31 protein-coding genes and 1 pseudogene are annotated in these 25,948 nt (G+C 39.1%); 20 read left to right on the top strand and 12 right to left on the bottom strand.

The window, feature by feature from the left end; genetic code table 11:
- Nucleotides 1–35 precede the first annotated feature (35 nt).
- On the bottom strand, nucleotides 36–746 hold the full coding sequence (locus tag M3234_RS08205; RefSeq protein WP_262304258.1) for a hypothetical protein: 711 nt from the start codon (nucleotides 744–746) through the stop codon (nucleotides 36–38).
- Nucleotides 747–1,425: 679 nt separating this feature from the next.
- Between M3234_RS08205 and M3234_RS08200 the strand changes: the two genes are divergently transcribed.
- Together M3234_RS08200 and M3234_RS08195 are read left to right on the top strand one after the other, a co-directional pair.
- A complete protein-coding gene (locus M3234_RS08200) occupies nucleotides 1,426–2,613 on the top strand; it encodes a hypothetical protein (protein ID WP_262304257.1) in 1,188 nt (395 codons plus the stop codon).
- 51 nt (nucleotides 2,614–2,664) lie between these two features.
- Complete coding sequence (locus M3234_RS08195) at nucleotides 2,665–3,006, top strand: DUF6054 family protein (RefSeq protein WP_262304256.1); 342 nt, start codon at nucleotides 2,665–2,667, stop codon at nucleotides 3,004–3,006.
- An 86-nt stretch (nucleotides 3,007–3,092) separates the two neighbouring features.
- Here M3234_RS08195 and M3234_RS08190 read toward each other — a convergent pair whose 3' ends face one another.
- The 3 genes from M3234_RS08190 to M3234_RS08180 form a co-directional block, all read right to left on the bottom strand.
- On the bottom strand, nucleotides 3,093–3,641 hold the full coding sequence (locus M3234_RS08190) for a DUF6609 family protein (RefSeq protein WP_262304255.1): 549 nt from the start codon (nucleotides 3,639–3,641) through the stop codon (nucleotides 3,093–3,095).
- A 269-nt stretch (nucleotides 3,642–3,910) separates the two neighbouring features.
- Nucleotides 3,911–4,129: a DUF2922 domain-containing protein gene (locus M3234_RS08185; RefSeq protein WP_262304254.1), complete on the bottom strand. Its 219-nt coding sequence runs from the start codon at nucleotides 4,127–4,129 to the stop codon at nucleotides 3,911–3,913.
- Nucleotides 4,130–4,201: 72 nt separating this feature from the next.
- A complete protein-coding gene (locus M3234_RS08180) occupies nucleotides 4,202–4,420 on the bottom strand; it encodes a DUF1659 domain-containing protein (RefSeq protein ID WP_262304253.1) in 219 nt (72 codons plus the stop codon).
- Between the two features lie 409 nt (nucleotides 4,421–4,829).
- Here M3234_RS08180 and M3234_RS08175 point away from each other — a divergent pair, with 409 nt between their 5' ends.
- The 3 genes from M3234_RS08175 to M3234_RS08165 all read left to right on the top strand — a co-directional run bounded on the left by M3234_RS08175 (nucleotide 4,830) and on the right by M3234_RS08165 (nucleotide 8,449).
- Entirely contained in the window at nucleotides 4,830–6,101 is a 1,272-nt protein-coding gene (locus M3234_RS08175) for a hypothetical protein (protein ID WP_262304252.1), read from the top strand.
- Nucleotides 6,102–6,322: 221 nt separating this feature from the next.
- Nucleotides 6,323–6,940, top strand: coding sequence for a hypothetical protein (locus tag M3234_RS08170; protein WP_262304251.1), 618 nt, complete (start codon nucleotides 6,323–6,325; stop codon nucleotides 6,938–6,940).
- A 160-nt stretch (nucleotides 6,941–7,100) separates the two neighbouring features.
- Nucleotides 7,101–8,449 (top strand): IS3 family transposase gene (locus tag M3234_RS08165; protein WP_262304250.1). Its coding sequence is split into 2 segments (ribosomal slippage): nucleotides 7,101–7,545 and nucleotides 7,545–8,449, totalling 1,350 coding nucleotides; the frame shifts between segments, so codons are not numbered across the junction.
- Between the two features lie 176 nt (nucleotides 8,450–8,625).
- Here the strand turns inward: M3234_RS08165 and M3234_RS08160 are convergent.
- Complete coding sequence (locus tag M3234_RS08160; RefSeq protein WP_262304249.1) at nucleotides 8,626–8,862, bottom strand: hypothetical protein; 237 nt, start codon at nucleotides 8,860–8,862, stop codon at nucleotides 8,626–8,628.
- An 8-nt stretch (nucleotides 8,863–8,870) separates the two neighbouring features.
- Entirely contained in the window at nucleotides 8,871–9,068 is a 198-nt protein-coding gene (locus tag M3234_RS08155) for a DUF4177 domain-containing protein (protein ID WP_262304248.1), read from the bottom strand.
- Between the two features lie 285 nt (nucleotides 9,069–9,353).
- Between M3234_RS08155 and M3234_RS08150 the strand changes: the two genes are divergently transcribed.
- Together M3234_RS08150 and M3234_RS08145 are read left to right on the top strand one after the other, a co-directional pair.
- The gene (locus M3234_RS08150) at nucleotides 9,354–9,743 is read left to right on the top strand and encodes a hypothetical protein (protein WP_262304247.1); all 390 of its coding nucleotides are present in this window, start codon (nucleotides 9,354–9,356) and stop codon (nucleotides 9,741–9,743) included.
- 116 nt (nucleotides 9,744–9,859) lie between these two features.
- A complete protein-coding gene (locus tag M3234_RS08145; protein ID WP_262304246.1) occupies nucleotides 9,860–10,228 on the top strand; it encodes a PH domain-containing protein in 369 nt (122 codons plus the stop codon).
- A 207-nt stretch (nucleotides 10,229–10,435) separates the two neighbouring features.
- On the opposite strand, the gene M3234_RS08140 is transcribed toward M3234_RS08145, so the two are convergent.
- On the bottom strand, nucleotides 10,436–10,606 hold the full coding sequence (locus M3234_RS08140) for a hypothetical protein (RefSeq protein ID WP_262304245.1): 171 nt from the start codon (nucleotides 10,604–10,606) through the stop codon (nucleotides 10,436–10,438).
- Between the two features lie 186 nt (nucleotides 10,607–10,792).
- On the opposite strand from M3234_RS08140, the gene M3234_RS08135 reads away from it, so the two are divergent.
- Together M3234_RS08135 and M3234_RS08130 are read left to right on the top strand one after the other, a co-directional pair.
- A complete protein-coding gene (locus M3234_RS08135; protein ID WP_262304244.1) occupies nucleotides 10,793–11,047 on the top strand; it encodes a GlsB/YeaQ/YmgE family stress response membrane protein in 255 nt (84 codons plus the stop codon).
- Between the two features lie 200 nt (nucleotides 11,048–11,247).
- Nucleotides 11,248–11,670 (top strand): hypothetical protein, encoded by a 423-nt coding sequence (locus M3234_RS08130; protein ID WP_262304243.1) that lies wholly within the window; start codon nucleotides 11,248–11,250, stop codon nucleotides 11,668–11,670.
- Nucleotides 11,671–11,736: 66 nt separating this feature from the next.
- On the opposite strand, the gene M3234_RS08125 is transcribed toward M3234_RS08130, so the two are convergent.
- A complete protein-coding gene (locus M3234_RS08125; RefSeq protein WP_262304242.1) occupies nucleotides 11,737–12,045 on the bottom strand; it encodes a winged helix-turn-helix transcriptional regulator in 309 nt (102 codons plus the stop codon).
- A 184-nt stretch (nucleotides 12,046–12,229) separates the two neighbouring features.
- Here M3234_RS08125 and M3234_RS08120 point away from each other — a divergent pair, with 184 nt between their 5' ends.
- Entirely contained in the window at nucleotides 12,230–12,829 is a 600-nt protein-coding gene (locus M3234_RS08120) for an NADPH-dependent FMN reductase (RefSeq protein WP_262304241.1), read from the top strand.
- 81 nt (nucleotides 12,830–12,910) lie between these two features.
- Here M3234_RS08120 and M3234_RS08115 read toward each other — a convergent pair whose 3' ends face one another.
- Nucleotides 12,911–13,690 carry a Cof-type HAD-IIB family hydrolase gene (locus M3234_RS08115; RefSeq protein ID WP_262304240.1) on the bottom strand — a complete coding sequence of 260 codons (780 nt, stop codon included), beginning with the start codon at nucleotides 13,688–13,690 and terminating at the stop codon, nucleotides 12,911–12,913.
- A gap of 202 nt (nucleotides 13,691–13,892) precedes the next feature.
- Here M3234_RS08115 and M3234_RS08110 point away from each other — a divergent pair, with 202 nt between their 5' ends.
- The 8 genes and pseudogenes from M3234_RS08110 to M3234_RS08075 all read left to right on the top strand — a co-directional run bounded on the left by M3234_RS08110 (nucleotide 13,893) and on the right by M3234_RS08075 (nucleotide 20,052).
- Nucleotides 13,893–14,315 (top strand): MarR family winged helix-turn-helix transcriptional regulator, encoded by a 423-nt coding sequence (locus M3234_RS08110; RefSeq protein ID WP_262304239.1) that lies wholly within the window; start codon nucleotides 13,893–13,895, stop codon nucleotides 14,313–14,315.
- A gap of 82 nt (nucleotides 14,316–14,397) precedes the next feature.
- Nucleotides 14,398–15,336 carry a ring-cleaving dioxygenase gene (locus M3234_RS08105; RefSeq protein ID WP_262304238.1) on the top strand — a complete coding sequence of 313 codons (939 nt, stop codon included), beginning with the start codon at nucleotides 14,398–14,400 and terminating at the stop codon, nucleotides 15,334–15,336.
- Between the two features lie 14 nt (nucleotides 15,337–15,350).
- Complete coding sequence (locus M3234_RS08100) at nucleotides 15,351–15,959, top strand: flavin reductase family protein (protein WP_262304237.1); 609 nt, start codon at nucleotides 15,351–15,353, stop codon at nucleotides 15,957–15,959.
- Nucleotides 15,960–15,971: 12 nt separating this feature from the next.
- Nucleotides 15,972–16,940, top strand: a complete 969-nt coding sequence (locus tag M3234_RS08095; protein WP_262304236.1) for a ring-cleaving dioxygenase — start codon at nucleotides 15,972–15,974, stop codon at nucleotides 16,938–16,940.
- Between the two features lie 15 nt (nucleotides 16,941–16,955).
- Nucleotides 16,956–17,564, top strand: coding sequence for an alpha/beta hydrolase (locus M3234_RS08090; RefSeq protein ID WP_262304235.1), 609 nt, complete (start codon nucleotides 16,956–16,958; stop codon nucleotides 17,562–17,564).
- A gap of 128 nt (nucleotides 17,565–17,692) precedes the next feature.
- Nucleotides 17,693–18,529 carry a DMT family transporter gene (locus M3234_RS08085; protein WP_262304234.1) on the top strand — a complete coding sequence of 279 codons (837 nt, stop codon included), beginning with the start codon at nucleotides 17,693–17,695 and terminating at the stop codon, nucleotides 18,527–18,529.
- A gap of 82 nt (nucleotides 18,530–18,611) precedes the next feature.
- Nucleotides 18,612–18,731: pseudogene (locus M3234_RS08080) on the top strand (short-chain dehydrogenase); the annotation flags it as partial.
- A 70-nt stretch (nucleotides 18,732–18,801) separates the two neighbouring features.
- Nucleotides 18,802–20,052 (top strand): serpin family protein, encoded by a 1,251-nt coding sequence (locus tag M3234_RS08075; RefSeq protein WP_262304233.1) that lies wholly within the window; start codon nucleotides 18,802–18,804, stop codon nucleotides 20,050–20,052.
- A gap of 126 nt (nucleotides 20,053–20,178) precedes the next feature.
- Here M3234_RS08075 and M3234_RS08070 read toward each other — a convergent pair whose 3' ends face one another.
- From M3234_RS08070 to M3234_RS08060, 3 genes are all read right to left on the bottom strand, one after another.
- Nucleotides 20,179–21,447: an MFS transporter gene (locus M3234_RS08070; protein ID WP_262304232.1), complete on the bottom strand. Its 1,269-nt coding sequence runs from the start codon at nucleotides 21,445–21,447 to the stop codon at nucleotides 20,179–20,181.
- Between the two features lie 76 nt (nucleotides 21,448–21,523).
- Nucleotides 21,524–23,290, bottom strand: a complete 1,767-nt coding sequence (locus M3234_RS08065) for an ABC transporter substrate-binding protein (protein WP_262304231.1) — start codon at nucleotides 23,288–23,290, stop codon at nucleotides 21,524–21,526.
- Between the two features lie 130 nt (nucleotides 23,291–23,420).
- Complete coding sequence (locus M3234_RS08060) at nucleotides 23,421–24,332, bottom strand: ABC transporter permease subunit (RefSeq protein WP_262304230.1); 912 nt, start codon at nucleotides 24,330–24,332, stop codon at nucleotides 23,421–23,423.
- A gap of 286 nt (nucleotides 24,333–24,618) precedes the next feature.
- On the opposite strand from M3234_RS08060, the gene M3234_RS08055 reads away from it, so the two are divergent.
- Nucleotides 24,619–25,164: a sigma-70 family RNA polymerase sigma factor gene (locus M3234_RS08055; protein ID WP_262304229.1), complete on the top strand. Its 546-nt coding sequence runs from the start codon at nucleotides 24,619–24,621 to the stop codon at nucleotides 25,162–25,164.
- Nucleotides 25,154–25,870, top strand: coding sequence for a helix-turn-helix domain-containing protein (locus M3234_RS08050; protein WP_262304228.1), 717 nt, complete (start codon nucleotides 25,154–25,156; stop codon nucleotides 25,868–25,870). The genes M3234_RS08055 and M3234_RS08050 overlap by 11 nt, the downstream gene beginning before the upstream one ends.
- Nucleotides 25,871–25,948 lie beyond the last annotated feature (78 nt).

Raw genomic sequence — 25,948 nt, 5'->3', positions numbered from 1 at the left:
GCCTATTTTCGGCTATTTAATTGGAAACCATCCAGCTAGTCTATTATCCATTGGATTTGGGAGGCATCTAAATATTTGGTCGATTTCATCGTTGATAAGTCCATTATATACATGTTCCCAACTTTGTTTTTAAAAATACCTTCTAATAGAGTTCCAAAGGGGGTTAAATGTTCCATCGAATAATAAACTAAATATTTTCCATCCGGTGAAAAACCAATAGGTCCATACCCGGTAAATTTTCCATCATAAATTCCATAGAATTTTTTTATTATCTTTTCCTTTTTATTTTCTTTTGAGTAAATGGATCCTTGCCTTGAAGAAACAGAAAGATGATCAAATTGATTTTGGATATAGTCAGTTTTGGTTAACATATCCTCTTCCCGCAGCAAAATCGGTTGAACATCTCCTTCCTTTAAGGAAAACAAGGACCAGGAACCCTTATTCATAGCAATAAAATAAATGGTTTGACTGGTTTTATCGTAATTAAAATCGATAATATTATCATTATGGCCTCCGTAACTGTCTTTACCTTTCCCTTTATGGCTGTATAGTAGTATTTTATTTTGAAGTGTGGCATCCGATTTGAATAGGGTGAGTACTCCATCTACTCTTTCAGTATAATAAATGCTTCCTTTTAAGCCCGATACTATTTCTGAATGACTATTACTTTTCCAATACTGAAAAACATTAAAAGATATTACAATAAGAAATAGTAATAGTAGAATGCCAATGACTGTTTTTTTCATGAATACCCCTCATTTGTTTAAAATTTTCCACCGGTTTCACCAACAAACCATCGTGTAATTTTACACTAATTATAACGAATTATTCCATAATTGTGAATGCGTTTATTAAATTATCCCCACAGTTACATAACAAGCGAACTACAATGGCAACCTTATCTAAATTACGATGGACTTAATATTAACCAAGTTGATATGATATAAAAAATGGAATTTAAATATAAAGGAAGCAGGGGAAGGTTCTCTGCTTCTTATCGGGTTAAGTCTCTAAAACTTTTTTAAAAATAATTGGGATATTATGTTAATATGAGTGGTAGCAGGGATTTTGATAAATATAAAAGGAGCCCCCATGAAAAAAATCGCGCAATTTCTTTTATTTCTTTGTTTGTTCATAAGTTTACTAGGTCTAGTTTTTATCGTGATTATGACACAAAATGGCTTCACGGGTATTATCATTGCCCTCGGTATCAATGTGTTAATAATGGTTCTTCTAACTATCAGCATTTTTGGAATGATTACCGGGAAAATTAATTTTTTATATATTAAGAGCCGGATCGGGGCCCTTGGTTTGTTGCTTTTCTCCGTTATTTTTCTGTTATATATAAGCGGACTGGCGCTCGTTAACCTATTATTAGAAAAAGAAATATCCCAATCGAATTTGGGGTTTAAGGAAAAAACACTTGTGCTTGCTAATTTGTTTATTCCCCTTGGGTACGAGGATAATCTGCTTACCGAAAAAGTAGATGGTCTTACGATTAAATATCCTAAAGGTGGAGAAGGATCCATCCCAAATCTGCAAAGTTATTATCCTCAAGTAAAAGAAGAAGCGGATCAATTGTTTGGCCGAAAATTCTCCGATTCTTTTACCATTATCATTTATGAAAATAGAAAAATACCAACATTCAATTCAGGGTTTGAAAAATCAGTAGGATTTTTTCAAAATAACAATCAATCAATCCATATCCTGGGACCTAAACTAATCCAAGAATCAGAATTTGAACATACCTTTTATCATGAATATGCCCATTATCGAACCCACCAATTTTTAAGCAAAAATAATATTTCTATAAACAGTATTCCCGCATGGTTTCATGAGGGGATAGGTGAATTCTTTGGGTACTCGGATACCAATGTGGATATTGTTCCTGATGTGTTACTTGACTTAAAAAAACTTGATTCGAATGCAGACTTTCAACACGCAAGGCAAGGGAGTTATGATCCGTATCTCCAAAGCTATATAGCCGTTCGGGAACTTGTTCTAGGACATGGAACTAAAGTAATTCCAGAACTGTTGCTCGCAGCAAAAGATCATTCATTTTATGCCGCATTTCAAAAGGTTACAGGCAAAAGTTTTGAGGAGTTCCAAGGATCATTTATGGAAGAAAAGAAACGTGTTGATAGCTTAATAGAACAAGCTGCGGAAGCTGGAAAAAAGGGTGATTTCGCTACAGCTGAGACAATCTATTTGGATATTCTCCGAATCGATCCAAAAAATACTTTCGCTGCCGACTTCTTACTACATACCTATGTAAAGCAAGGCAAATTTGAAGAAGCAATCAAAACATTGGAAGTCGATAGAAAGGATTATCAACTGCATTTACTCTCCGAGTTATATCTTTTGTCCAACCCGCATAAATCATTAATTTATGCGGAAGAGGCAGAACAACTTGTAGCGAAAAATCAATCTTCAGGAGACTATGCAGCGAAATATGCAGAGGCTGTCCGAAAGATTAACTCTAACGATCCAATTGCGGGCTATGAATTATTATTTAAAGAGGACTTTATCAACTATAAAGAAATTCAAAATGAATTATATAAAATTCTAGCCGAAAAATATCCTGATGATATAAGAGTTCAAAAATTATTATAAGGAGTGTTGGGTTTTTCGGAAGAAAATAATGTTGGGGAGGCCGAAGTAAGCATGGCAAAATATGAAAAGACAATTATTGGTCAATTTGAGGAAGTGATTCATCATTTGGAACACGATATTGGTAATAGCGGAATAAGTATGAAATTAGTTGATGAAAGCAACTACACAATGGGAGACACGAAAGTTGCTGTTAGAGTTTATGATAAATATTTTATGAGGAATGGAAACAGAGCAAGTTTGAGCCTGACTGTAGTAGGTCAAAACAATAATATTTTTATTTCGGCCATTGGTGCCGGAGGGGGACAGGGTGTCTTCATAAATTTTAGTCTCGGTGCCGAGGCTGATATGGTGGGAATTGTGGAAAGAAGTGTAGAACAACGCAGTTCCTTTTAAAATGAAATAATCCGCAGCTTCTATTCGAAAACGGTACGGCTTCGTAGTCAAACGGCCGTACCATTTTTTTACTAAATGGAATTCTACTATTTGTTAATAACAGTTTGGGCATAGTCAATACTTAGCCTATTAGGACTGTATTTAATTAATAAAATTCCGAATACTATTTTGATGATACTATCGATGGCTCCAAAAACATAAAATGATACATTTGGTAATAAAAGCCCGAAACATGCATTTAAAGTGGTGAATATACCTAAAAATAAGGCGAATTTTCCATGAACAACGGTAAATGGAATAAAATGAAGCCCTACAAATAATAAAATGAGCATCCAGATTAAGCGGTAATCGCCCGAACTATTTAACACTGAACCAGTGATTCCACATGCTAAAGACACAAAGATTAATGCGAATTTAGAAGCCTTTTCTTGTTTCGGGGTGGAATTGCCAATTGCTAATTTTCGCCTTAAGCGAGAATTAAACATAATCCCTATTAAGCTAGCAATATAGCCTAGGATAAAAATTCCAACCTGCGGGAATTGATCATTCCCAAAGAAAGTAGATAAACCCATACTGAAACCAACTGCAATCAGAAATATGCCAAAGATACGTTGTCTTGGGTATGGATAATTCATATATTCACCTCACCATAATCGGAAGCAGGGGACGGTTCTCTGCTTCCTTTTCCATATTATTGCATTTTTTCAGTGGGAATTAAATAAATATTTCTGTTTTTGTAAGCTGAAAAAAAGTAACTCTTTAATTAAAAAGAATCATAAGAAATTCCTTACTAGGTTGATGCTGTGATAAAGAAATGTTTCCTACTCAAATGGATCGTTTAAAAAATATTTATTGGAATAACTGTAACATTTAAGTTGGTTAAACGTGTTACTGCCTCCGCTCATTAAACAATCTCATATTCTACGATATTGCGATCGATGACACGGGCGCCTTTGGCCTCCACGTATCTGCCACCGGCCGATGTGAAAACCGCCGCTGCAATGATTTGCTCCATCGCCTGCTTGACGGCTGCTTCGTCAATTGGTTCCTTCGGATTGTCCAAGGAAAGGCGGGCGGTTTTGCCCAGCTCAGTGCCAAATTGCAATTCCAATGTTTTTGCCATGTTATTCACCTCCTTTGTGATGCCGGCCGCCGCTTTGACGGGTGGGCACCAGATTAATCATCGGCTTCAGAATTAAGCGGTGATTTCAGTGCTGTCGTTACGTTCTGTTTTGTTTAGCGGGTCGTTGCATAAAGAGGCAATCGCCTGCGATGCCTGGAATAACTGATCCACCGTCACATCCTTCATCACATTGCTAAACGTCTTGGATTTGTAGATTGGTTTGCCAAGGTCGTCCAACCCTGCTTCAAACACCAAGCGAAGCTTAGTGCCTTCTAATAATCCCTGTGCCATGAGTCCCTCACCTCCTCTCACCCTCTATATACAGTTTTTGGGGAGAAAAGGACAGGGTTGTATATTTTGGTTACATATTTTTGATGAGATGAGCCCAGGGGAAAGGCAGGAAAATGATTTATCTAATTATTAGAGGTAATAAGCTTGACGACTCGTTCACGTATCGTTATACGATAGGTGGGCAAAAAGAAAAAGAAAAAGAAAAAGAAAAACAACAAGAAGCTCTCTACGGATTCATGGCGTATTTTCTTTTTGGATGATAGGATTAGAGGTAGAAGGAATTTCCAGTTAACTTTATTGTATACAACATGAATTGTCATTATCTTATTGGTTGTTACTAATATCAAAAGAGAAAATTAACAACCTTCCTTAACGGCTGCATACCCAAAATTTAGGAGGAGATAGGCAAGTGGATAGAAGAATACAAGAATTAATTGAATTTACAAAGATAAAGTTTGGGTTAAGCAACTACTACTTACAACGTCATCGTCTTTATCGCAATGTTAACATCTTCAATGAAACCAGCTATACGCTTAGTATGGAGTGGTTTCCGAAGCATGAAACTGTACATGAGGATGATGACTCAAACCCTGAAGGTACAGCAAGTATTGAGATCAATGTGAATACCCGTAAGTTTGAGAGTGCTATATTTGTGTTGGGCAAGACCTATGCCAAAGATGGGATTACGTTTGCCAATCTGGATACAAAGGCAATAATAAAATGGATTGAACAAGAAACAGGATTGAAATATGGGAAACAATTTCAATTACATAAAGAGGAGGAAGGAGAACTTCAATTTATCGGATGCTATAATGGTGTTCCGTTTTCTCCTTCAGGGTCTATTGAAGTTAAATTTGATTTGGAAGGGAAGCTCACCTCTTTCTCTGCCTATGGCCAATTTCCTGTAAGAGAATGGATTAGGGAAGAAAACTATTCACTTTCCCTTGGAAAAATAGAACACATAGCTAGAGGACAATTGAAATTGCTTCATTTTCCTTCATTTGAACAGGAAAGATTAATTCCTATATATGCCTTGGAAGAGATCTATGTTGAAAATGATGGGGCATCAACGATTCCATTTGAAATCATTGCGGATGTAAATTCATATCTAAAAATCAACAAAACCATTCATTGGGATGAACCGTTAGATCGACCGTTTGACAGAAAAGAAATAAAATGGATGAAGGATATTTCGGAAGACCAGGCATTTTCTTTGGAACCATCACCCGATTCATCTCCCATCACAAAAGCAGAGCAGGAGAAATGTATAAGCGAAGTTAAAGACTTTTTACGCCAGGAATATCCAAATGATACAGGTAAATGGATGCTAAAAACACTTCATCGTGAAAAAGGATACATTCATGCTATTTTAAGAGCAAATAAACAAAGTCAGCATGTGTTTCAAAGGAAACTCATGATCATCATTGATGCAAAGACCCTTAGAGCGGTAAATTATATGGATAATAAGCCGATGCTGGAAATGTATGACCAATTCCAAGCTCCCGGCCCAATCATGATTTCGAAAGAAGAAGCATATGAAAAACTGAATGATCAGTTTGAACTAAATCCTTATTATGTTTATGACTTCGATAGAAAACAATATGTTTTGTGCGGAAAATTCGACTGCCAGTTTGGAGTGAATGCTTCAACCGGAGAAGTTGTAGCATTAAAGGATTTGTAGGTGAAATATGAATAATGGAAAATCTCATAAACTGAAAAAGTGGAGATCGAAATACGCTGCGTCCATCACGGCATTGGCTTGTTTGTATAGTGTAGTGGTAAGTTGGGGAGATAATTGGTTTTTTACCGTAATTTTGGCCTTAGGGGTTTTGATTTGTGGAACTGTAGGTTTTTTTGATATAAAGCGAGCCTTAAACAAACATATATAAGGAGGCGGAAAATATGAAACGAATGGGATTTGAACCACCAACAGAACATTATGATAGTCGAATTGAGGACATTGATGAGCAAATATGCAAGCTTATCAAGCAGCGGAAAGACCTTACAAACAATAATCCTGGTTTTCCAACCGAACAGCTTATCAACAAGTGGTCAAAAAAATATGATTTATATGAGCTCTTCTTAAATGGCGTTTTTGGCCATTTTTATAACGAGGAATTATTTAAACCTATTGTAGAGCCAGAAGGGTTTGTTAAAAATATTCCGATCTTAAAATCATTTGAAAAGGATGATTTATTTTACACGGTAACATTTGTCCGTCAATTCCAAAATGCCAGTGTGGTTCACCTTACGATTGATCGGGATGATTCCGATGAAAACCCGAGGGATTTTTTGGACCATAACTGGTTTAGCCTTACCGTGGACGATGGAGAAGGGACGGAATACGACTGCCGAAATGAAGGAGGAGGCGGCTCGGGAGGACATACCTCATTTACTTTTATTGTATCGCCGCCTTTACCAGACCACTTGTCTAAAACAAAATTAGTCTTTCAAGAAACTAAAACACCCTACAATACAAAGCTGACTGGTTTTGAATTCACCATAAAAATGGACAACTAATTTAAACAATGCTACTGGCGACACTCAAATTTTTGGAGAGAAATAATAATTTTTTTGTGGTTGAAAAAACAGTCAAAAACACGGGAAAACCACCCGAAGCCATCTGAACTGCACCCCAATTGTTAGACATACCACTAACAATTGGAGGTGCAGTTTTTATATGTCTAAATTTAACATAGAGGAAAAAATAGAAGCAGTTAATCGTTATCAACAAGGGGCGGAGGGGGTTAAATCTATTGCGAAATCCATTGGAGTTCATCATTCCGTTTTACTGAATTGGATTAAACAGTATGAAAATCATTGGGTAGATGCTTTTATAAAACCCTATACAACTTATTCAACAGAGTTTAAACTAGACGTACTGAATTATATAAAAGAGACAGGGACGTCTATAAGAGAAACTGCTGCAATCTTTAATATTGCAACACATAGTACCATTCAAAAATGGCAAAAGAGTTTTGAATCACACGGAATAGACGGCCTAAAACCAACTCAGAAGGGGCGTTCATCCATGAAAAAGGAAACAAACAAATCTCAACCAGCGGAAGGTTCTGAAGAAGCGTTACGTGCTGAAATTGAGCGTCTACGTATGGAGAATGCCTATTTAAAAAAGTTGAGAGCCTTAATTCAAAACAAGGAAAAATTACAGAACAAGACAAAGCGCAAGTAATATACGAATTAAGGCATAAATTTAAAATCATCGATTTAGTGAAGGTCGCTGGTATTGCGCGAAGTACGTATTATTACTGGATAAAACAAATGGATCGGCCAGATAAATATAAGGAAGTCAAAGAACTAATTAAGCATATTTTTGAGGAAAATCAAGAGCGATATGGATATCGTCGTATCACGTTGGAATTACATAATCGCGGTATAAAAATAAATCATAAAACAGTCCGCCGTCTGATGAACGAAATGGGATTAAAATGTCTCGTACGGATGAAAAAATATCGCTCATACCGTGGAAAAGTGGGTAAAATTGCGCCTAATATTTTGGAGCGTAATTTTGAGGCATCAAAGCCAAACGAGAAGTGGGTAACGGATGTGACGGAATTCCACTTACACGGGGAGAAGCTTTACTTATCCCCCATACTGGATTTATACAACGGGGAAATTATCGCTTATAACATAGAAAAACGCCCCGTTTATCAACTCGTTTCGAAAATGTTGGATAAAGCTCTTGAACGTTTAAATGAGGAAGATGCCCCTATCCTCCATTCCGATCAAGGTTGGCATTATCAAATGACGAAGTATCAACACGCATTAAAAAAACGAGGCATTGTACAAAGCATGTCACGTAAAGGAAATTGTTTAGATAACGCAGTCATGGAGAATTTCTTCGGCTTATTAAAGTCTGAATTACTCTACTTAAGAGAATTCGAGAGTATGGAGCATTTTAAACTAGAATTAGAGAAATATATTTATTACTATAATCACAAACGAATTAAGGTAAAATTAAAGGGCATGAGTCCGGTTCAATACCGAACTCATGCCCAGGCAGCTGCCTAGATTTATATGTCTAACTTTTTGGGTTCAGATCAATCGAAAGCAGGGTGGTTTTCTTAAATTATCCATATGGCTATTTTTCACTTTCACTCAATTGATAAAATGTCGTTGGAAACATGAAACCACGCATCGCGATACGGTTCTTGTCATTTTTCACTTCATAAATTTGCATACCGTCTTCAGTTTTTTCCAATTTGTCTGCCAAGCTCAAAGCGGTCATAGTCATCAGGGTCCATGAACTGTTCGGGTTCGGAAATAAATGTTTTTCCATTATAACTTAATTTCTGCAGTGCATATTCTGTCCCATTGATGATCGTGGAATCAAAGTTTCGATCTTCTTCGTAGGTGGGTAGATTGCGGCTGCAACCAATCAATAACAATACAATGGTAAGACTAAAAAATAAGTATTTTTTCATTTTATATCTTAATTCTTTTTCCGTTTCATAACGGCAATGACTTCTCTTGAGGTGCCTTGGCCAAAACTGGTATCAAAGCAAGAAATCAATTCCCAGCCTTTATTTCCGTACTCATTGAGTTCGTTTTCGAATTCGCCTTCATCCAGCTTTCCTCCGAAAAATCCGCCTGGTTTAAACTTGATTGATTTGTATTCCCATCTGTCCATCTGCTTCACCCACTTATTATGTATTACTCATATTTTACATATTTTTATACGTGACATAAACGGTTTTAGAATTTATTTGTTGAAAAATGGTAAATCAGGGTGTATTCTATATACATAGAAATTCTATATATATATTAATTCTACATAATAGGAGATTATTAATGAAAAGAATACCCCTTATTTTGATTACATCTGTAATGGTTCTAATGGTTTTCACCATTTTTTTTGAAAATACTTTTCCCCGGGGCTTTCATCATCTGATAACGAGGTCAACGGATTTAAGTCATGAGAATATTGAAGGCATTTATTTGGGGGGGTAATATTAAAAGCAAGAAGTTCACCAAAAAGTACGAGATACCTACGCAAAAAAGCCGCGATGTTGAAAAATACGATTACTATGTATTAAGGGATGGAGTAGAAATTGCTACTGATCAAGCCGGAAGGATCAGCCGATTCATCATTACCGATCAAGGGTTGCCAACAGCAAAAGGGATTCATATTGGCGATACAAGGGCGGATGTAATCAGGAAGTACGGAAAACACCATTATACACGCTCCGAACAAGGGTTCAATATTATTGGGTATGTAGATAAAAGGAAAAATATCTCTTTGGAGTTTTGGCTAACGGATGGAAAGTTGGAGTTTTATAGATTAGATGAAGAGTCGATGAAATAGCAGGGAGTTGCTTTGTTCCTTTGTTCTGTGAATTTTCTATCCATAGGAACAAGGATTTATCAAATGTTTAAAGAACTTATTTTAAAGAAAGATTAATTTACTCGGAGGCGATTTTAATGGCTGCAACTCAGGATATATTGCAATGGACTTTCATCTCTGAATGTCCGATTCCAAATGATGTGAATGGGCTATTGGTGGATGGGGAAGTGGCAATTGCTGCTTATAAAACAATCCGTGACAGTGCCATCTTCACGAACAAGAGGTTAATCGTAAGGGATGCTCAAGGATTAACAGGAAAAAAGGTTGAAATCTATTCGCTGCCATATTCATCCATCAATATGTGGTCAACCGAGAATGCAGGCAGTTTTCTTGATATAAATGCAGAGGTTGAATTGTGGACAAGGGCAGGCCACATAAAAGTCAATCTCAAAAAAGGTGTAGATATCCGAAAAATTGACAAACTCATTGCAAATGCAATTCTTTAAAGACACTCAGATTTGGAAGGTAAATCGCTAACACGTCAGAGTGGCTGATTTTCTCAAGAGTAGGGTCGCATAGAAAGTTTTTATGCGACCTCAAGTTATTTATTAGGCGATCGGCTAAATTAGAAAAGAGTAAGCTTATCCTATTTGGATCATAAAATATCTTATAATCTAGCATTTAATATGGTTTGCGATTTACCGTTTTGCACATCAGTTCATCTTTTCGCTTTTTTCCAGTAGTTGAATAATCTTGTTATTTTGCTGGATATGAATATCACCATTTCTCTTAATTTGATAAATCCACACCAAAAGAATAACAATTGCTACAGGTATTCCTAGTGTAAATAATAAGGACCAAATCCCCATAACACCCAACATCATAAATCCCTCCAAGGTTTTTCATAATTTTACCACTAAATTGGTGGCCAAAAAGGGATTCATATGAATTTTTCTTTAAATTATTAGAATAGAAACACTCCCACATTACCTGAGCGTTCATTTTTTACCTGATGGCCCCCGAACCATTTGGACAATTCTTGAATAAAATAACAAAAAGGGGTTGTTCAGATGACCATTACTTCTTTTCTCATGGCTGTCATTATAGCGTTCGTCATTGGGACTGTTGCGGAAAAGCTGTCACCGTTAAAAATGCCGGGCAGCTGGGCGGCGGCCATCTTTGCTGGTTTTGTCGGGGCATGGCTTGGTGAGTATCTGTTTGGAACGTTTGGACCGGCGATAGGGGGAGTTTCGTTATTGCCGGCTTTGCTCGGTGCCATCGTAGTTGTCATTATTGGCGGCATTATTACCAGGCTTTTTGATTAAATTTTTATATTTCAAAATTCGCCTCTTATAGGTTAAAGCAACAATTTTTTTGAAAAGGGCCCAAAGTATCTTAAGGTTTTATTAAGATTCCCCAACTAATATAAAGGCAGTAAAGCTTGAACTATTAAGTTTGGAGGAATTGGCGTGAAAAAGAATTATATAAAAATCGCCTTCATATTGCCTTGCATTGGCAGTGGGTCATGACGATTTGCAAAAAAGCATTTAAAACGAAGGAGGGTAAGGTCAGAAAGGGTGTCCTGGTTCCGGTTGTCCTATCACTCATCATTCTGGCAGGCGGAATTCAGTGGTTTACTTCAACTGCCTCTGCCAATCGCGGAGATTTCATGCCAAAACAAATGGAGCAAAGGTGGCAGTCCCCAACTAATGGGAACTCAGTATATCAGACGGATGTGAAACAAGGACGGCCTGATGGAGAGTTTAGTGGGGGGGAATTTCATAGGAGAGAGGGAATAGAGGGACATAGTCGCAGCAGCAACCCATTCCTTGTCATCCTTAACTATTTTGCCATCTGGGCTGTCATCATCGTTCCTGTTTATTATTTTGGAAAGCGCAAATTGAAGAACAAGCGGAAAATGGTTGCCGCAGATTCTCAAACTCTATAATGAAATGGCTGCCTTGTGAGTCTTTGGGTAAAAAAAAGTAACCGCTAATGTGGCGGTTACTATTATTTATGCATTCAACCAAGTATGTGACCAAGTTTCTATATTTTTCATTAAAGGTTCTAAGGCTTTGCCTTTTTCTGTTAAAGAATATTCAATACGAACCGGAGTTTCGGGGAAAACTTCGCGCTTCACAATTCCTTCGTTCTCTAAATCCTTCAGCCGTTCAGAAAGCACTCTCCCACTTACCCCAATGGAAGATTCAATATTGCAGAAACGCTGCGGGCCAGATAAAAGCTGATAAATAATCATGCCAGTCCATCTTTGGCTCAGTAACCCCATGGCTTTTTCAAATCTGGGACAAATCGACTTATCCATTGAAATCAACTCCTTACTTACTATTATAATCATATTTTTATAAAAATAAATTACTTTTTATATATTAATTACTTGACTTAAGTTTATTGTGATAATATACTAACTTACATAAAGTAACCAATTGATTAATAGTTGGTAACAGAGCATTTTGCTCCAATGTAAATATGGTAAGGTGGTGTGCATCATGGGTTTACTAGATAGATTATTTGGAAAAGAAACAAAGGAGGAAGAAACAATGACAACTGAAAAATTAAACATTGGGATTATTTTAGGAAGCACTCGTCAAGGACGTGTTAGCCCACAAGTTGCAGAATGGGTGAAAGGGATTGCCGATCAACGCGGCGATGCAAACTATGAAATCGTAGATATTGCAGATTTCAAACTTCCATTCTTAGGCACAACAGATGGATCAGAGCCTGGAATCGCTGCATGGAATGAAAAACTTGCTAATCTTGATGGATTCGTATTCATCGTTCAAGAATACAATCACAGTCTTTCCGCATCATTAAAAAATGCGCTTGATTTCGCTCGCGAAGCTTGGTACAACAAAGCTGCTGGCATTGTAAGCTACGGTTCAACCGGTGGAGCACGTGCTGCTGAACATTTACGTGGAATTTGCGCGGAATTAAAAATTGCCGACGTCCGCACACATCCAACTTTAAGCCTGTTTACTGATTTTGAAAATATGTCTGTATTTACACCACAAGAATTGCATAATGCTAATGTTAATGCGATGCTTGAAGAAGTAGTCGCATGGAGCGGTGCTTTAAAAACAGTAAGATAATAATGAATAATAAAAAGGAGCGGCTGCTAGTAGCAGTCGCTCCTTTTTATTAAACGGACCCGCGAATCGGTGAGCATTCATTTATAATAGCCCCACCATTTGCAGGCCATGAAGAATCCCATCCTCATCAACGGACTTTGTCACATATTTGGCCACTCTTTTCACTTCTTCCTGGCCATTTCCCATGGCCACACTATTATGGATGGTTGACAGCATATCCAAATCGTTTAGACCATCGCCAAAGGCAAATTGGCGTTCTGCAGGAAATCCGAGCCTTTCGACTAACTTGGCAATTCCCTTCGCCTTCGAGCCGCCCTTTGGAACTACATCGACTGAAACTGGATGCCACCTTATGAAATCAAAAGCATCAAACGCCTGTTCATATTGTTTCTCTTCTCCTTCCGGACAGAAGAGGAGCGTTTGATACAATTCGCGCCCTTTGTAATAATTTGGGTCGTGGGTCGGAAATTGCTTAATTTTTAATGTCGCAATACTTTCATTTATGTACGCATGCTCCGGAACATTTGCCTTCATATCCTCATGGTCCATAAATACCACTGGATGATTATTTTTTAAGGCCGCTTCGGTTAGTTTTTCAAGAGAAGAGATGTTTAGTGGATTGGTATATAACACCTCGCCGTTTAACACGACATACTGGCCGTTATAGCTGACAAAAGTATTGATTTCCAATTCCTTTCGCAAATCCTCATACATAAATGGGGCCCGGCCTGTAGCGATTGCAACGATATGTCCCATTTCCTTCAATTTAAAAATGGATTCTTTAGTGGAGGTGGGCAATTTTTTATCATGGTCAAGCAAGGTTCCATCTATATCAAAAAAAATCACGCTTTGGTTTGTCATCTCCATACCTGCCTTTTTTTAGATTTAATATTGGTGGTTACATCCCTGATAGTGTTAGTATCTCCTTGCAACCTGTTATCTAAGTGTAAATTATGAAACGCCTTTCATGTCAAATTTTATTTGACAAAATAGAGGATTGGCTGTACTATTATCTCATATTCAAGATATTTAAATTCAAACAAATTGGCGGGGGTGAGATAAAATGAAAAAAAAATGCACCAATTTGCCATTCCTTACATTAATGCAAACATCAAAAGCGATTCATGAGCGAATAAAGGAAGAGATTGCCAAAAACAATTTGAGTATTACAGACTTTTCCGTTTTAGAGGTACTTTATCATAAAGGGAAACAAACGATTCAACAAATTGGCAACAGCATCCTGATTTCAAGCGGCTCGATGACGTATGTGATCGACAAATTAGAAAAAAAAGGCCTGTTATTGCGTAATTCCTGTCTTGAAGACAGGCGAGTGATTCATATCACCTTGACCGACGCTGGTACCGATTTGATGAACAAATTGATGCCGAAACATCATGAGTTAGTGGACGAAATATTTAGCTCCTTAACCTCAGAAGAGGCAGGTGCCTTGGTGCAGCTTTTGGAAAAAGTAAGGAATGAAGTATAAAATTTTTTGAAGCTTATCTCGAATTCGAGATAAAATACGTTGATAAATGGTAAAGAATAAAGTAGAAAGGGAGTGCAAAATCATGAGCAAAAAAACAATGGGTATTCACCATATCACAGCAATCGTTGGCCATCCACAGGAGAATGTTGACTATTACGCCGGAGTTCTGGGGTTACGTTTAGTCAAACAAACTGTTAACTTTGATGATCCCGGTACTTATCATCTTTATTTCGGTAATGAAGGAGGAAAACCAGGAACAATTATTACCTTCTTTCCATGGCCGGGTGCTCGGCAAGGAATCATTGGAGACGGTCAGGTAGGAATCACTTCTTATGTTGTTCCTAAAGGTGCTTTTGAATTTTGGGAAAAAAGATTAGAAAAATTCAACGTTCCCTTTAAAAAAATTCAACGTTTTGGAGAAGTATTTCTGGGGTTTGATGACCCTCATGGCCTTCACTTGGAAATTGTCGAAAGAGAAGAAGGGGAAATCAATCCATGGACCTTCGGAGATGTAACCCCTGAGGTTGCTATCAAAGGTTTTGGTGGGGCAACGCTATTATCAGCTCAGCCAGAAAAAACGGCGGAGTTGCTGGAAAAAGTAATGGGGCTTGAATTAGTTGGTAAAGAAGGAGATTTCGCCCGTTTCCGTTCTTCCGGAGACATCGGAAATGTGATCGATCTTAAACTTACGCCAATCGGACGCGGGGCAATGGGCGTCGGAACCGTCCATCACATTGCATGGCGGGCCATTGATGATGAAGATCAATTGGATTGGCAGCAATATGTTGCCTCTAAAGGATACGGCGTCACGCCGGTTCGGGACAGAAATTATTTTAATGCGATATACTTTAGAGAACATGGTGAAATTTTATTTGAAATTGCCACCGATCCTCCAGGATTTGCCCATGATGAATCACAAGAAACAATGGGAGAAAAATTAATGCTGCCAGAGCAATATGAACAATATCGCGGGCAGATCCAACGAAGATTGCTGCCAATTGAAGTAAGAAAATTAGACTAAGGGGGCTGAATGTTTTGCTATCCATTGATCCTTCCTCGTTATCAGAAAGAGAAAATTACAAATTTCTGATCGGGAGCATTATCCCAAGACCTATTGCTTTCGTCACATCCAGCTCGAAAGCTGGCGTGTTAAACGGTGCACCATTTAGTTATTTTAATATCGTCTCATCCAATCCCCCGATGATTTCATTATCGGTCCAACGATCAGGCGGCATACAAAAGGATACAGCTAGAAACATTATAGAGTCCAAGGAATTTGTCATCCACATTGTAGATGAGCAGAATGTTGAAAAAATAAATAAAACGGCTGCCAGTCTTCCCGCTGACGAAAGTGAAATAGAATGGGCCAACTTAACTCCTGTTGAGAGCGTGAAGGTTGCTGTTCCGGGGATAATGGAAGCGAAAATTCGTATGGAGTGTGTATTGGAGCACTCCTTGGAATTGGGGGGGCTAGAGTCTCCTGGGTGTGATCTATTAATCGGGAAAGTGGTTCAATTTCATATTGAAAAGGACATTTATGAAAAGGGGAGAATTGACCCAAGGGGACTGGGCGCAGTAAGTCGATTGGCAGGAAATTATTATGCGAAAATTGGCGAGATGTTTGAAATCGAACGACCTAAATAGGGGTGATCAGAGATGGAACTGTTGGGTTTGCATCATGTGTCGATCTTAACAGGTAAAGCGGAACGAAACTATCAATTCTTTACAAAAATTCTCGGCATGCGGTTGGTGAAAAAAACGGTCAATCAAGATAACACAGAATCTTACCATCTTTTCTATGCAGACGCTGAGGGAACCCCGGGGACAGAGGTAACATTTTTTGATATCCCGGGACTTGGACATTCTTATCGGGGAACTTCGGATATTTCTACAGTATCACTGCGTGTGAAAAGTACGGATTCTTTGCATTTTTGGAGTGACCGGTTTGACCAATTTGGCATCCAGCACGGAGAAATTGAGAAGAGAGCAAATCGGGATTCTCTATCGTTCACGGATTTCGATGGCACCCGATTGATTTTGGTTGCGGATAATGGTGAACAAGGTGTACGGGCAGGGATTCCGTGGGAACAGGAAGAAATTCCTTCCGAACATGCCATCATTGGTTTGGGGCCTGTCACACTTACGGTGGGAATATCAGAACCTACGGTGGGCGTTCTTACTGAAGTCATGGGATTTCGCTATGTTGGCTCATATCCGTCACTCGAAGGGGATTTTCGAGATATTTTAGTTTATACGACAGGTGAAGGCGGAAGCGGGGCAGAGGTTCATATTGAAACAAGACCGGATCTGCCAAGAGCGAGATTAGGGCGCGGCGGGGTGCACCATGTTGCTTTCCGTGTGCCGAACGAAGAAGAATACAATCAATGGGCCGAACGATTAAAGGATAACCGTCTGCCGAATTCCGGCAAGGTTGACCGTTATTATTTTAAAGCCTTATATTTCAGAGAGCCAAACGGCATTTTGTTTGAATTATCAACCGATATGCCAGGTTTTGCAACAGATGAACCGATGGAAACGATGGGACAGAAATTGGCTTTACCGTCTTTTCTGGAGCCGCGTCGAAACGAGATTGAGGAAAAATTACGTCCATTAGACTTAAAATAAGGAAGGTGCTCGATAATGAAACACATTTTTAATAAGGGAAAAGACGCTACTCGGCCAACTTTACTATTGCTTCATGGCACTGGAGGAAATGAGCTCGACTTGTTGCCTCTTGCCGGAAGAATTGATGATGAAGCGAATGTATTGAGCGTGCGCGGAAATGTACTGGAAAATGGCATGCCAAGGTTCTTTCGTAGATTGGCTGAAGGAGTCTTTGATGAAGAGGATCTTATTTTTCGCACGAAAGAATTAAATGATTTTCTTAATGAAGCAGCCCAGAAGTACGGTTTTGACCGGGACAATATTATTGCTATTGGTTACTCAAATGGTGCGAATATCGCGGCAAGTTTATTGTTCCACTATCAAAATGCGTTAAAAGGTGCGATTCTCCATCATCCGATGGTACCGAGAAGGGGCGTGGAGCTGCCTGATTTGACCGACAAGTCGGTATTTATTGCTGCCGGGACGAATGATCCGATCTGCTCCCCAGCAGAATCGACCGAGCTCCAATCGTTGTTGGAAAAAGCGAATGCAAACGTGGAACTGCATTGGGAGAATCGTGGACATCAATTAACATTAGATGAAGTAGAGGCTGCGGCAGCATGGTATAAGAGGATAAATAGTTGAGCTAACCGAGATCATTCGGTTAGTTTTTTTGTACCGACATTTTATTCGTAACTCGAAAAAATATATTGCGAATACTTTCTAAATGGTACTAAAATGAGATAGTAAAATGATAGGGAGAAGGTTTCAGCATGTGGATTGCGGCGGCATTGGTCACGACCTTGAGCTTCGGGACGAATAATACCATCTTTAAATGGAGTACAAGCCGTGGCTTGTCAAAGGTACATTTACAGTTTTTCTTTTATTTTGTGGCATTTATGCTGACGCTAGGATATGGGTTTTCAGCAGGGGAACTACAGTTCACCCTCTATGCCCTCATCCTGGGAGGTTTGATTGGGATTTTAAATGCTAATGGCAATATTCAAATGTCCCGGGCGTTTGAAAATGGGCCGGCGAGCTTAACTTCACCGTTAATTGGTGCAAATACCATACTGCCGATTCTAGGGGCTGCGATTATTTTTCATGAACGAATCGACTTTATTCATTGGATTGGAATTGTGGTGATCCTTGGCTCTGCCATGATGATTCAGTATTCGCCGGGATCAACCCGTGGATCCAATTACGGACGTTGGATGTACCAGGTGCTTTTGGCGATCTTGTCCTTTGGCATCCTCGGTATTTTAATGAAAACAACGTCCTATTTACATATCAGTTCACTTAGTACATTAATTTCTATGTACGGAGTAGGAAGTGTTTATCTCGGAATCATCAGTTTGCGGGAAAGGGAAAACTGGCAGCGGTCGGAAATCAATATCGGTTCACTAGTCGGTTTGGTCAGCGTTATTGGGTACAGCAGCTATTTCTATGCGCTGCAAAAAGGAATCGCCAGTATTATCTTCCCGATCGTTAGCTTGAATTGCCTTGTGGTGATTTTAGCTGGGTGTTGGATTTTTAAGGAAAAATTAAAACGATACCAGCTTGTCGGGATCTTCTCTGCAATTGTTGGGATTATTTTTACAAAGATGTAACGGCTCGGGAACGGGCTGTTTTTTATTTTTTGGATCTAAAAGGTGGAAGTGTCCGAAGTTGAGGTAAGTTCGGACAATACGGCCTCAGAAATACGATTGTACTTCTGTTGATGATGATATTATCAGTAGTTTATTTGAAAATTTATCAATTATGAAAACATACTTTCACTCGTTTAATCGCCCAGAACAAGGGTTAGCTTATTAACCTTGATTAGACAATTGAAACATTTTCTCATAATTAAAGTCAAATATAATAAAGGGCGGTGAATACGGTGAAGAAATTGATCGTTCCATTATTGGGAGTAAGTTTATTGATATTGATAGTCGGCTGCGGAACAGGCAATAACCAAAGTGATCCCGGATTCTATAGCAAAGCTAATTTTAAGAAAAATGAGTACCAAAAGATTATCCACTCCAATAATCAATTGGGATTCGACTTACTGCCAAATTCCGAGCCTAATGGAGATGGCAACAAATTTATTTCTCCAACTAGCCTATTGATGGCGTTGTCCATGGTCTATAATGGAGCGGATGGGGTAACAAAAGAGGAAATGGGGAAGGTTCTTCATTTGGAAGGAATGGAGGCAGCCCAGCTCAATAAGGCCAATGCTTCCTTAATGGCCAAGCTTCAAAGCGACTCTAAGCAAAGTCAGTTGAATATTGCAAATTCGATTTGGCTAAACAAGCAATTTCACTTTCAGGATGATTTTTCCCAAAATAACCGCGATTATTTTACAGCAAAAATTCAAGAAATAGATGTTATGAATCCTGAAACTCCTACTATCATTAATGATTGGGTAAAGAAATCGACAAACGGAAAGATTGACAAAATAGTAGATAAGGAAATGGATCCTGACATAGTTGCCTTCCTAATTAATGCGATTTATTTTAAAGGAAATTGGATGCATGAATTTGATAAAAAGTTGACAGAAAAGCGAGTGTTCCATTTTGATACAGTAACATCGAAAGAGATTCCGCTTATGACTATTAACCGGAAATTTGCTTACCTGGAAAATGAGACATTTCAGGCTGTAACTCTCCCTTATGCTGATGGAAAAATGAGTATGGAAGTGTTTCTACCGAAGGAAAAAAACAGTTTAGAAGAATTCGGAAAACTGCTTACCACTGATAATTGGGAGAAATGGAATTCCGAATTCCAATCAAAAGAAGGAACAGTGCTGCTGCCGAAATTCCAGATGGAATATGAAACAGAATGGAAGGAAGCGCTGAAGAAGCTCGGTATGACAACTGCATTCGATCGTCGAGAAGCCAATTTTTCGAAAATGATTAAGGAAGACGATCCAGTATGGATTGAAAAGGTCAAACAAAAAACATTTATTGATGTGAATGAAGAAGGTTCAGAAGCGGCAGGGGTTACCTCAGTTGAAATGAAAACAGAGTCTGCACCCATAGGCATTGACCGTCCATTTCGTATGGAAGTCAATCGCCCGTTTTTCATCGCCATCACAAATATTGAAACAGGCGCAATCTTGTTTATGGGGTCGATTTCCAACCCTCAATAGCTTTACGCGAATACTTTGAGGAAAATATTTCATTGTCTTTATGAAACATGTTTGAGATTCAATAAGCAGGTTATTATCGCATTGCTTAAAAAACTTCAAGGACCCTTAATCCTTGAAGTTTTACTTTTATCCCTTTTTCTCCAATAAAATCATACTTGTCTTTACAGTTTTTTGCTCCTGCTTTGCCATTTTAAAAATAATATCATTGAACGTCCTTTGTTTTGAAACAAAAATCGATAAGATCAATACAGCAACAACAGGAATCAACAAAGAACCGTACGCATAATTGGCACCGAAGTTTTCTGCGATGACACCGATGATGGGGGCGCCGATGGCGACAGAGGTCTGATTGACGGTTTGCCGCATTGCTGCCATCCGGCCATAGTATTCAGGGTCGGTGTATACTTGTTGAACGGTTTGCATCAGCACCCGCAGCCAAGAAGTTCCTAGTCCCAGCAATAAAACAGCACAAAACGATAATATTGGACTTTTTGCAAAGGTCAATAAACCTAGTCCTGTTACCGTTACATATAACGAAACCGCAGCGATAGATTGTTTAAATAAATTTAAAAACCAAATCGCCGAAAATCCAGCGATTATTGCCCCGATGGATACTGCACCTTCTAGCAGGCCGTACACTTTGCTAGAAACCGTTAAATACGCGCTTGCATACACAGGCAAAAGACTTGTGGAGGTATGGACGACTAGCTGTCCGACAAATAAAACGGAAAATAAGGAAATCATAAACGGGTTATTACGAATATATACCATGCCCTGAGCCATGTCCTTAAAACCGGAAAGATACCCTTTATTAACCTTAATGTCTGCCACTCTAACTTTACTATTTGTCAGCCAAGCACAGACGAGAGAAATGATGAAGGAACCAAAAACGGCCGCAGTGATTATATTTGCTGGTAATAGGGAGATGGCCACCCCGCCCATGGTTGTCCCAAGCAGCCCGCCTGTCGACACGGCGGCGCTCACTCTGCTAAAGACGCTTGCAAGCACTTGTTTTGAATAAAGTTCCGTAATAAACGCTTGCTGAGCTGTGCGAAACAGGGATGCAAAAGTCTGAACCAGCATATGGACTGTGATAATCAGCAACGGTTTTACGACATCCATCGTTAAGGCAGCTAACAGAAGGAAGATGGAAAACGTGATGATGCTAATGGAAATGACAGTTAATTTCTTCCGGTCCAGCCGGTCCACTAGAACCCCAAAAATTAGATTCAAAAACACACCAGGCAAAAACCCCAGCCCAACCAACAATCCTGTATAGGTGGCGTCCGACGTCATTTGATACAATAGCCATGCGACCGAAACAAAGTAAACGGAGCTCCCGAACGAAGAAAAATAGGAAGCGGCCAAAATCAGCCCAACTCGCTTATTTTTCATTGTAAACACCTCGCTTTTTCTCCATCATAATGGAAAAAAAGGAAAAGGAAGATAGAAAACATCAGCCGTGTTTTTTCTACCTTCCTGCTAAAAAGTCTCGCTCTTGTTCTTCTTCAAACCAGACAGAATGGAAATTAATCCAGCCTAGGTCGTCGATTTCCAAGTTTCTTAACGTATCGTCATGGATCATCTTTTGTTCAATGTGGTTAATAAAGACTAAATTCTGCTGGTTGACCAAATCTGTTCCGATTTTTTCCAGAACCTCTTCCGGTTTGCTAGTGGATAAATTTTCAATCTCCCTATCAACACGTTGATATAATTCACTTTTAAAAAAATGGCGGAAATGACTTTGTTCATTCCGGAAGAAATCAATGATATCCAAGTCGAGTGGCTCCCTGAAAATATTCCGATTCAACAAGACATCAGCTTTGGCAAGTGTGCCAGGCTGGTTGAGTTCCTCGAGCGGGACAATATTCACTTCTACCTTGATGCCTTCCTTTTCGCAGTGTTCTTTAATCCAGGCTGCATTTTTTTCATTCACAGCATTATGATAGGTATATAATTGGACATTATCGTCCTTGCTATAGTCGAGAGCAGCATGGAGATCCTCCATTTTCCTGCCATTCGAAAGGGACGGCAAAAAGCCATATGCAGGAATCATACTGTTGTCTGCGGCTTTTCCCCTTTCAATAATGAGCTTGATTGTTTTCCTAAAATCGGGACGGACATCTTTATGATCATTAAACAGTAGATAGCTGCAGCCAGTTTCCACCATTTTAGTTTGAACTAGTGAAGAAGAGTCGTCACCGTAAAGAAACGGGGAAAATTGCAGGTTGTGGCTGCGCAAATCGGTTAACAGTGACAAGGCTTCTTTTGACAAAATAATAAATTCAACCAAATCCAAAAAGGCCCGCTCCCGAAAATAATCCTTATTTACTTCCAATCTCGTAATCTTCTGATCACAGGCAGCGAGTTTGAACGGTCCTGTCCCAATCGGCAGGCTTTCAATCACCTCGTCTTGCAGATAAATGTCGGAAGGCAAAATCGCAAGATGAACCGATGACAAGTACAGTGGCAGCTGTTTATTTGGCCTGTTCAAATGAATCTCAATCGCTTGGTCATCGATGGGGATCATCCTTTTGATATCTTGAGTCAGCCAGCTGTAGGGAGACTTGACTGCTTTTACCCGATTCAGCGTAAATTCCACGTCTCCTGTAGTCAAAACCTTGCCGTGATGAAATCTGATATCCTTTTTTAAATAAAACCGCCATTTGGTAAAGTCTTCATTGCTATACCAGCGGTACGCCAGTCCAGGGGTGACTTCCTTCCGTTGGCGATGATATTCTGTAACTGTATTAATAATTTGGCTGGCGATGTGAATTTCGGCCCGTCGTTCAATAAATAACGGATCAAAAAAGGTGAGACTGCGATGAAAAGGAATCCTGAGTATATCCTTTTTTTCGTTACTGTCCTTGGACGAGGTATAGCCGATGGAGCGGGACAGCCGCTCAAGAACCAAATCCTTATAGGAGCTGCTTTCCAGCAGTTCGTTAAAGCGTAAAACACTATGAATATCACCTTCTTGCATATATTCATCAACGGTATCTTTAATTAATTCATCCAGTTGTTTTAATAGAGTAAGTTTTGAAGGATGCTTTCGGCCATTCCCGGAAACCCATTTAATCCAGCCTTCACTTTGAAGCTTGGATAGAATATTGCTTACATTGCGGCGGGTGCAAAAAAATACCTCTGATAATTGGTCCAAAGTAACGGGAAAAGGTTGGTTGACTTCCGCTGCCTCATCTAAACGATGCAAAAGAATATAATATTCAATCGGTTTCATGTTTTCCTCCGTACTTGGTAAGGTGATATATCCATTATAATCAATACGGAGAATGGCGGAAATGTAAAATCAATCAAATTATAAACAAAACCCAGCCTAATGTTGCAGCTGGGCTTTTATGTGTTTTCTTTTAGCTTGCAGTAAGCTTTATTTTTACAGACTCATCGCGCTTTGCCGCCTTTATCGACCGAAGCCGCAGTCTGTCTTCGCTTTGAAAATACGATTTTACCGATTCATTGATCAATGCGACGCCAATGGAGGTTGCGATAAAGAAGCCGATTGGCACCAAGACAATCCACGGATATGAATAAAGGTAGCTGATATCTCCGCCAATGACCCCAGACCATTCGTAGGAAACGGAGCGGGGTGGTGTCCCATCATCGCTAGGAGGGATGGTACCGCCGAAGAAAAGGCTCATAAATCCCAAATGGGCGAGAAGCGTTAAGGACTGGATAAACTGCTGACCAAATAATAGAATCCATTTTTCATAGACATGCGGAACGATATGTTTAAAAAAGATTCTGGCCTTACCAGCACCAAGTGTTCTGGCCACTTCAATAAAGGACTCCCGTTCCACAATCTTCATTTCATTCGCAAGATGGATGGTAAGATTGGGGACTGCAAGAAAAACGAGTACAATCGTTTCAAATGTGGCCCGCTCCCAAAAGGATGTATGAAACCCATCACCCGGTCTCCATAAAACACTAAACAAGATAAAATAGGCAATAATCGTTTGCGGTACGACCGAAAAGGGCTCAAAAATACTTTTCATACTATTGAAAAATGCCGGTTTTAATGAAAAAACAAACGAACTAATGATAATCGACAAAATCATTCGTAATAACGCGACAATGAGGACAATTCCAATTGTCCATTTTGCTCCTTCGACTAATAAATGGACTAAATCATACCCATACCTGTCAGAACCAAGGATGTACTCCGTAAAGGGTCGATACGGCGGTTTATCAAGGATTTTCCCGTTTTCATCTGTTTGAACCATGGTTTGTCGGATTTTCCCATCGTTTAATACTGTATTTAACATACTGGCAATCACCAGTGTGGATAAAAACAAAAAACTGATGAGGAACCGTTTTCTTTTAAATAGATAAATTAGCATTCTATGTATGTTCCTTTCTGCAGAATCCATTCTTAGACCTAAAAATTAGACGAACCAATGGTTAAAATAGTTGCAAGTTTTTAACATTTTTTTAAATTTTGGATATTTGATATTGTGTTTTCTTATTTGGACTAGAAAATATTTGTAACAATTTTTTCTGATGCCCGTCTAAAGTATGTTCAGAGTTGCAAAGGAACTGGGGGTGACATAAATGCAACTAACAAGGAATGAATGGAATCATCAGTTAGATCAAAATGACATGCTTGAAGAACTGATGTCAGAATATGGCGAGGAGTTAACCAGAACGGCCTATCTTTATCTAAAGGATTGGAGTTTAGCGGAGGATACGGTCCAGGAATCGTTTATAAAGTTATATAAAAACTTACATACCTTTCGTGGGGATGCCTCCATTAAAACATGGGTTTATAAAATTCTTACCAATACGTGCAAAGATGTTTTAAGAAGCGCAACCATGAAAAAGGTTGTTTTGGGCAATTTTTTCGATTTCAAAAACCAAACGGAAAAATCGGCAGAGTCAACCATATTGAACAATGAATCTGGCAGGGAGCTGGCCGGGGCAGTGCTTAAACTGCCATTGAAATATCGGGAGGTGATCATCCTATTTTACTATCAAAGTTTTTCAACAAAGGAAATAAGTCAGTTATTATCCATCACAGAGTCTACAGTCAGAGTTAGATTAAATAGAGGACGGGAAAAGCTTCGAAGTTTAATGAGGAGGGATTTTGATGAAGATTGAAAACGAACTTACTAATCTAAGAAAAACATTAAATGAAACTACTCTAAAAGGGAAGCATTTTACCGAATTTCACAAAAAGAGGATTAGAGAGGAAATCCAAAATCCATCGAAAAGACCAGGTAACATGAAAATGCTTTTTCCAAAGGTATTAACAAGTTTGGTATGCCTGATTTTTGTATTTACCTTAGGAACCTTTGTAAAGGATCACTTGGAAAGATCTGAACCGGAAGCAATGCTAGGTGAAAAAATATCAACAAGTGATGCTCCAACCAGTTTGGTTCCGCTCACCGGAAGCCACCAGTTGAAAATGGACAGATTGGACGAAAATTATCAAACAACAAGTTTTGAATTCATCATGCCAAAATGGTTGCCTGCCGGAATGGAACATGCCTCCGGGTTTGTCACACCCGAAAACGGCAAGGAAAATTCATGGAATGAGAAAGCTGAGAGCGGCGCACTTGACCGAAAACAGTTAACGATTACCGAGAATCCCGGAACGGATACAAATTTAGAGTCAACTGGGAAACAGGTGAGTATTGCCGGAGTCAATGGATGGGTATCGCAAACGAAGTTGGTGAGCGCAAATCCGGAATATCCGTTTGTCATCGATGTCCAGTTTTTTCATAAAAATACTACCTACATCCTGAAGGCATTTAACATACCGGAAGAGGATGTGCTGAAAATTGCTGAGAGCTTGATTGAGTAGGGGGATAGTAGGCCCGCGTTCCCGGTTAGGAAGGGGCTATGGTAGCGTAGACCCTATCTGCGTCTCGGAAGCCAAGTT

This window comes from Neobacillus niacini, from assembly GCF_023715785.1.
Classification (GTDB): Bacteria; Bacillota; Bacilli; order Bacillales; family Cytobacillaceae; genus Neobacillus; species Neobacillus niacini_E.
Note: the sequence above shows the minus strand (reverse complement) of the source record. Positions and strands in the feature narration are given on the sequence as shown.